8 protein-coding genes and 1 pseudogene are annotated in these 6536 nt (G+C 66.3%); 6 read left to right on the top strand and 3 right to left on the bottom strand.

Going from position 1 to position 6536, the window contains the following annotated elements:
* Nucleotides 1–20 precede the first annotated feature (20 nt).
* The 6 genes from ACFDS3_RS18365 (at nt 21) to ACFDS3_RS18340 (ending at nt 4885) form a co-directional block, all read left to right on the top strand.
* Nucleotides 21–197: a hypothetical protein gene (locus tag ACFDS3_RS18365; protein ID WP_375263798.1), complete on the top strand. Its 177-nt coding sequence runs from the start codon at nt 21–23 to the stop codon at nt 195–197.
* Between the two features lie 24 nt (nt 198–221).
* Entirely contained in the window at nt 222–1016 is a 795-nt protein-coding gene (locus tag ACFDS3_RS18360) for an ABC transporter permease (protein WP_375263797.1), read from the top strand.
* 3 nt (nt 1017–1019) lie between these two features.
* Complete coding sequence (locus ACFDS3_RS18355; RefSeq protein ID WP_375263796.1) at nt 1020–1796, top strand: ABC transporter ATP-binding protein; 777 nt, start codon at nt 1020–1022, stop codon at nt 1794–1796.
* Between the two features lie 31 nt (nt 1797–1827).
* Nucleotides 1828–2784, top strand: a complete 957-nt coding sequence (locus ACFDS3_RS18350; RefSeq protein ID WP_375263795.1) for an aliphatic sulfonate ABC transporter substrate-binding protein — start codon at nt 1828–1830, stop codon at nt 2782–2784.
* 60 nt (nt 2785–2844) lie between these two features.
* Nucleotides 2845–4386: a sulfatase gene (locus ACFDS3_RS18345; RefSeq protein ID WP_375263794.1), complete on the top strand. Its 1542-nt coding sequence runs from the start codon at nt 2845–2847 to the stop codon at nt 4384–4386.
* A gap of 133 nt (nt 4387–4519) precedes the next feature.
* Nucleotides 4520–4885: a hypothetical protein gene (locus ACFDS3_RS18340; protein WP_375263793.1), complete on the top strand. Its 366-nt coding sequence runs from the start codon at nt 4520–4522 to the stop codon at nt 4883–4885.
* Between the two features lie 56 nt (nt 4886–4941).
* Here the strand turns inward: ACFDS3_RS18340 and ACFDS3_RS18335 are convergent, their stop codons facing one another.
* From ACFDS3_RS18335 to ACFDS3_RS18325, 3 genes and pseudogenes are all read right to left on the bottom strand, one after another.
* Nucleotides 4942–5679, bottom strand: coding sequence for an RraA family protein (locus tag ACFDS3_RS18335; protein ID WP_375263792.1), 738 nt, complete (start codon nt 5677–5679; stop codon nt 4942–4944).
* Nucleotides 5679–6374 (bottom strand): alpha/beta fold hydrolase, encoded by a 696-nt coding sequence (locus ACFDS3_RS18330; protein WP_375263791.1) that lies wholly within the window; start codon nt 6372–6374, stop codon nt 5679–5681. Before ACFDS3_RS18330 ends, ACFDS3_RS18335 begins: the two co-directional genes overlap by 1 nt.
* A 1-nt stretch (nt 6375) precedes the next feature.
* A pseudogene (locus tag ACFDS3_RS18325) lies at nt 6376–6536 on the bottom strand (cupin); the annotation flags it as partial.

Genomic DNA, 6536 nt, shown 5'->3' with positions numbered 1-6536 from the left:
TGAGCATATGATCGTGCTCGGTGATGCAGGCACTGCGCATCATGCCGCAGCAGCGCGAGCGGCTGAGCATCGAGCGCACCAGCCTGCCCGAACCGGCGGGGGTGAACGGCGCCGCCTGCGTGGCGCTCGAGGCATTCTTCTATACCGCCGGGCCGGCCACCGCGCCGCGCATGGTGCGTCACAGCAAGAGCGCCTGATCGCGCGAAAGGGAGGGGAGACCCATGAGCGTCATAAGCGACATCGACATAGCGGAGCCGAAACGGCGCCGCTGGGCGCCGGGCAACCTGATATGGGGGCTGCTGTCCTTTGCGGGCGGCATCGGTCTTTGGTGGCTGGCCACCGCCTCGGGCGCGTCCGAGTTGCCCGACCCGTGGTCCGTTCTGACCCGGATGATCGAGCTCGGCATCGACGGACAGCTCTGGGCGGACATGTATGCCTCGCTCCGCCGCGTTCTGATCGGCTTTGCCCTGGGCGCGCTGCTCGCCGTGCCGGTGGGGTTCTTCATGGGATGGTACCGGCTGGCGCGCGTCATCATCGACCCTTGGGTGCAGTTCCTGCGCGTCATCCCGCCGCTGGCGATCATCCCCCTGGCCATCGTGACGCTGGGCATCGACGAAAAGCCCAAGATCTTCGTGATCTTCCTCGCCGCCTTCCTCTCCGCCGTGGTCTCGACCTATCAGGGCGTCGTCAGCGTCGACCGGACCTACATCAACGCGGCGCGCGTGCTGGGCGCAGGCGACAGGACGATCTTCGCCCGGGTCATCATTCCCGCCTCGACCCCCTTCATCCTCGTCGGCTTTCGCATCGGCCTCGGTTCGGCATGGGCCACGGTGGTCGCGGCGGAGCTGATCGCGGCGCAGTCGGGGCTCGGCTTCCGGATGCAGCAGGCCCAGCTCTACTACGATCTGCCCACCATCTTCGTCAGCCTCGTGGCCATCGGCGTTCTCGGCCTGATCATGGACCGGATCGTCGTGCGCGCCGAAGAGCGGCTGACCCATTGGCAAGAAAGGGTCTGACCCGTGAGCGAAGCCAAGATCTCCTTTCGCAACGTCTCCAAGTCGTTTCCCGCCGCGGGCAAGAGCTTCACCGCGATCCGCAACCTCTCGCTCGACATCCATAACGGAGAGATCGTGACCGTGGTCGGCCCCTCTGGCTGCGGCAAGTCGACGGCGATGAACATGGTCGCGGGGCTGATGCCGCACAGCTCCGGGGAGCTTCTGGTCGATGGCAAGCCCATCGATGGCCCCGGCCCGGATCGCGGCGTCATCTTTCAGCAATACGCGCTCTTTCCATGGCTCACCGTGCGCGCAAATGTCGAGTTCGGGCTGAAGCTCCAGGGCCTCGATGCGGCGGCGCGGCGCGAGCGGGCGATGCATTACCTGCGGCTCGTGGGCCTTGCCGATTTCGCCGAAGCCTATCCCAAGACCCTGTCGGGCGGCATGAAGCAGCGCTGCGCCATCGCCCGGGCCTATGCGGTGAACCCGTCGGTGCTGCTGATGGACGAACCTTTCGGCGCGCTCGACGCGCTGACGCGGGTCAAGCTGCAGGACCAGCTTCTCGACACCTGGTCGCGCGACAGGCGCACGGTGATGTTCATCACCCATGACGTGGACGAGGCGGTCTATATCGCCCACCGCGTCATCGTGCTGGCCGCCAATCCCGGCCGCCTGCAGGAGATCATCGAGGTCGACCTGCCTTTTCCGCGCAATGACGAGATACGGCTGTCGCCGGAGTTCACCGAAATTCGCAACCACGTCTGGCGCGCCGTCTACCAGCGCGACGCCAGCGCGGCCTGAACTCGACATCACACAGAGGAGGAGACATGTGATGACATTCAAGACTGCAGCCTTTGCGACCGTTTCGGCGCTGGCTCTGGCAGGACCGCTATCCGCGCAGGATCTGCAGGAGATCCGGATGGGCTATATCGCGGATTACTGGGGCACCTCGATCGCGGCCATCGCGACCGATCAGGGCATGTGGGAGGAACATGGCCTCGATGCGGATCTCAAGGTCTTCACCAATGGCCCCATCCAGGTGCAGGCGCTGAACGCCGGCTCGCTCGACTTCGCCTATATCGTCCCCGGCGCGCTGTGGCTGCCCGCCTCGGGCCAGACCAAGGTCATCGCGCCGAACGCGTTCGGCTATTCCGACCGGGTCATCGCCCAGGAGGGGATCGAGACCGTGGCGGATCTCGCAGGCAAGCGGGTCGGTGTGCCCGAAGGCACCTCCGGCGACATGCTGTTGCGGCTGGCGCTGGCCGAGCAGGATCTCGGCCTCGACGCGATCGAGTTCATCTCGATGGATCCTTCGACCATCGTCACGGCCTTCGCCTCGGGCCAGATCGATGCCGCCGGCATCTGGTACCCCTTCGTCGATGTCATCGGGCGGCGCGTCCCCGGCATGGTCGAACTGGCCTCGAACGAGGATTTCTTTCCCGATATCGCCTTTCCCTCCTCCTTCATCGTCAGCGACGACATGGCCGACGAGGAGGAGACCATCCGCCGCGTCGTGGCCGTCATCAAGCAGGCCAATGATTTCCGCCTCAACAATCCCGACGAAGCGGTGTCCATCACGGCAGAGTTCCTGAACGTTCCCGAAGAGCCGCTCAGGGCCGAAAGCACCATGGCCCGCATGCCCACCGCCGCCGAGTTCGAGGAGCTGACAAGAGGCGGCGAGGTCGGCAACTGGTTCGACACGCTCGCCGATCTCTACGTGGATTTCGGCAAGATCGAGGATCCGCTTCCCGCCTCCGACTTCTACCTCGGCAAGCTTTACGCCGAATGATCTTTCCCGGCCGGGCCCGACCGACAGGCCCGGCCGGCCACCGCGTTCAGGAGCACATAAATGTCCCGACCCAATATCTTGTTCATCATGTGCGACGATCACGCCGCCAACGCGATTTCCGCCTATGGTTCGGGGCTGAACCACACGCCCCATATCGACCGGATCGCGCAGGAGGGCACGCGTCTCGACCGCTGCTATGTCACCAATTCGATCTGCACCCCCTCGCGCGCCGCAATCCTGACAGGCACCCACAACCACGTGAACCTCGTCACCACGCTCGACACCCATCTCGACAATCGCCTGCCCAACGTGGCCAAGCATCTGCGCCAGGCGGGCTACCAGACGGCGATGTTCGGCAAGTGGCATCTGGGCGAGGGCCGCGCGCATGAGCCGACCGGTTTCGACGAATGGTCGGTGCTGCCGGGGCAGGGCGACTATTTCGACCCCGAGATGATCGGACCGGACGGCCCGGTGATCGAGCCGGGCTATGCGACCGACATCATCACCGACAAATGTCTCGATTTCATGAATCGGCGCGATCCCGGACGCCCGTTCTTCTTGATGTGCCATCACAAGGCGCCGCACCGCCCCTTCGTGCCGCATCCGCGCTATGACGGTCTTTATACCGATGACCTGCCCGTCCCCGCGACCTATGACGACGACTATGCCAACCGGGCCGCGGCGGCGGCGGCGGCGAAGATGCGCGTGCGCCAGGACCTGACCTATGAGGATCTCGGCCTCGTCATGCCGGAGGGGGGCGACGAGGTGGGCAGGCTGGGCCAGCCCGGCTCCGCGATGCGCAAGGTGCCCGAGGATCACCGCGGGCTGGTGCTGATCGACCGCAAGACCGGCGAGAACTACAGCTTCGAGACGAAGCGCGAGCTCGATCTCTTCAAGTATCAGCGTTACATGAAGCGCTATCTGCGCACGATCGCGGCGATCGACGACAATGTCGGCCGGATGCTCGATTGGCTCGACGAGAGCGGACAGGCCGAGAACACCATCGTCATCTACACCTCCGATCAGGGCTTCTTCCTCGGAGAGCATGGCTGGTTCGACAAGCGTTTCATGTACGAGGAATCGCTGCAGATGCCGTTTCTGGCCCGCTATCCCGGCGTCATCGCCCCCGGATCGGTCGCATCGCGGATCGCCACGAATGTCGATTTCGCCCCGACCTTCCTCGATTACGCCGAAGCGCCGCTTCCCAGCTACATGCAGGGCGTGAGCCTGCGTCCGCTGCTCGAGGGGCGCGCGGGCGACGACTGGCAAGACGTGGCCTATCACCGCTACTGGATGAACATGGACGAGATCCACAACGCCTATGCCCATTACGGCGTGCGGTCTGAGCGCTACAAGCTGATCTACTGGTACAATGAGGGGCTGGGCCAGCTCGGCGCGCTCGATGGTGATGCGCCGCCGGAATGGGAGCTGTTCGATTGCCACGAAGATCCCGACGAGCTGAGGAACCTGGCGCAGGATCCGGCCTATGCGGCGGTCTTCGACGACATGCTGTCGCGTCTGGACGCCCGCATGGCCGAAATCGGCGACGAGCCGCGCCATGACAGCGGGGCGGTTCGCGCGATGCTGCAGGTCGCGGCGTGAGGCAAGGGATCAGGTGGATCGGCTTGAGGCTGATCCGCCTGATCCGCCCGGGCTACTGCCCCCGAGCGGCACCACATGCGCGGTCCGGGGCCGAAAAACCGACCACCTTGGTGAAGGTCACCCGGAACCGGTCGTGGCGGCGCTGATAGCGTCGCGTCACCTTGGCCGAGGCGTGGCCGATCTGTTTTTGTACATGGTCTTCGTCGATCTCGACCGGGGAGAAGAGGCCCGTGCGCAGGGGATGCCCGGCGAAGAGGAGGCGGCGCTCCGCCTCTGGCAGTTCGAACCGCAGCCCGGCGACGAAGGCGCATGTTGCACCAGTCCGCGCCACGTGGCGGTCGTTCAGGCGGCGGTTAAGCGCGCGCTGATCGCCGCGGTGTCGGCCAGCAGCGCCAAGGTGATCAGCCTCGGTCTCTGCAAAGGCCCGGTGGTCCGCAGGATCACCTTCACCGGCCCGATCGGCTCGCAATGCAGCAAGGCGCCAAGCGGATCAGGATAATGGCGCCGGGATTGGCTGGTGACGCGCCTTGGGTTCATCTTCGATGACGAAGATCCCTATATGGCAGGCGCCCTCCACGCCCGGTTCCACGATGCCAGCCATGTCCGCTCCGCCTCGAACCGGGCCCAGGCCGCCGCAAAGGCGTCGAAGTCGAAACCCGGCGCGCGCGCGGCGTCGAGGATGATGCGCTCGGTGCGCAGGAGCTTTTCGATCGCGTCGGACAGCGCGGGAATGTGATCTTCGGGGATCACGACGGCGCCGTGGCGATCGGCATGGACGAGATCCCCGTCCGCCACGGTCAGGCCGAAGACGGTGACCGGGGTGCCGATCTCGCGCACATGCACGAAGCCGTGGCTCGGCCCGATCGATCCCGCGATCACCGGGTAACCTTCGGGCAGATCGCCCAGATCGCGCATCACGCCATTGGTCAGCGTGCCGGCAAGGCCGAAACCCTTGTGGATGGTGGTGTTGATCTCGCCCCAGAAGGCGCCGACGGCCTCCGCGCCGTCGAGATCCTCGATCACCGCGATGGCCGGGCGCGGCCCCGCGGCCATGTGCCGGTAATAGGCCATGCGCCGCTCCCGGATCACCTCCGCCGGTTCTTCGGGCAGAACGAGGGCGGCGATTCTGGCGGTTCGGGCCCGGCCCACGAGCGCGTCTGCGCCCGGCGCGCTGCACAGCACGGTGCCCCGGGTGAAGCGGTCGAAGCCGCGCTTGCCCTCGACCACCTCGATGGCGTTGCAGACGGTGGACGTGTCGATGCGGCGCAACAGCGCCAGAAGTTGGTCGTCCATCAGTCCTCCAGCCAACGTGCCAGCGCGGCATTGGTGTGTTCGGGGCGTTCGAGCACGGGCAAGTGGCCCGCCTCCTCGACAATGGTGAAGCTCGTATGCGGCATCAACTCGGCCATCCGCTCGTGCCGCTCGATGGGGCAGAGGATGTCATGGCGTCCGCACAGGATCAGCGCCCGGCAGGTCGCGGCCGCCAGCGTATCCTGCTGATCGGGGCGGTCGCGCAGGGCGCGGGACTTGTTCACGAAGACCTGCCCCCCGAGATCGCGCGCCATCTCGCAACACAGGGCGACGATATCGGGACGCGCGGCACCAGGGGCGAGGTAGTTCGGGATCATCTGCTCCTCGACGATCTCCATGTGCCGCCCCGCCTGCGCCGCCTCGATCTGCGGGCCGCGCCGCGCCCGGACCTCCTCGGCCTCGTCGCGCGGGTTGGTGTCCATGAGCGCGAGGCGATCGACCCTCTCGGGGGCCTGCCGCAGCACCTCCATGGCGAGGATGCCGCCCATCGAAAGCCCCCCCAGCGCAAAGCGCGGCGGGGCCTCGGCCAGCATGGCGGCAGCCAGTGCCGCCATGCTGTCATGGCTGCCGATTTCGGGCACGATCACCTCGCGCGCGGCGCCGAAGGCCGCGACCTGCGGGGCGAAGAGCCGGGCATCGCACATCATGCCCGGCAGCAGCAGGAGCGGCAGCGCCATCTCAGCCCTGCCAGGTCGAGCCAGCCGGGTCGTCCGTGCCGACGACATGGTAGAGCGCGGCCTCGCCGGTCATCGAAGGCGTCGCGGAGTGGGCGAGGTTTTCGGGGACGCTCATCGTGTCGCCCGGGGCAAGCACCGTCTCGCCGCCTGCCCATTCGACGC

It is taken from the genome of Palleronia sp. (genome assembly GCF_042089775.1).
Lineage (GTDB): Bacteria > Pseudomonadota > Alphaproteobacteria > Rhodobacterales > Rhodobacteraceae > Palleronia.
The sequence above is the reverse complement of the archived record's forward strand: the minus strand, read 5'-3'. Positions and strand labels throughout refer to the sequence as shown.

Excerpts from the sequence above, each read along its gene's own strand:
- ACFDS3_RS18360 (WP_375263797.1), top strand. The coding sequence starts at position 222 with ATGAGCGTCATAAGCGACATCGACATAGCGGAGCCGAAACGGCGCCGC.
- ACFDS3_RS18350 (WP_375263795.1), top strand. The coding sequence starts at position 1,828 with ATGACATTCAAGACTGCAGCCTTTGCGACCGTTTCGGCGCTGGCTCTG.
- ACFDS3_RS18345 (WP_375263794.1), top strand. The coding sequence starts at position 2,845 with ATGTCCCGACCCAATATCTTGTTCATCATGTGCGACGATCACGCCGCC.
- ACFDS3_RS18335 (WP_375263792.1), bottom strand. The coding sequence starts at position 5,679 with ATGGACGACCAACTTCTGGCGCTGTTGCGCCGCATCGACACGTCCACC.
- ACFDS3_RS18330 (WP_375263791.1), bottom strand. The coding sequence starts at position 6,374 with ATGGCGCTGCCGCTCCTGCTGCTGCCGGGCATGATGTGCGATGCCCGG.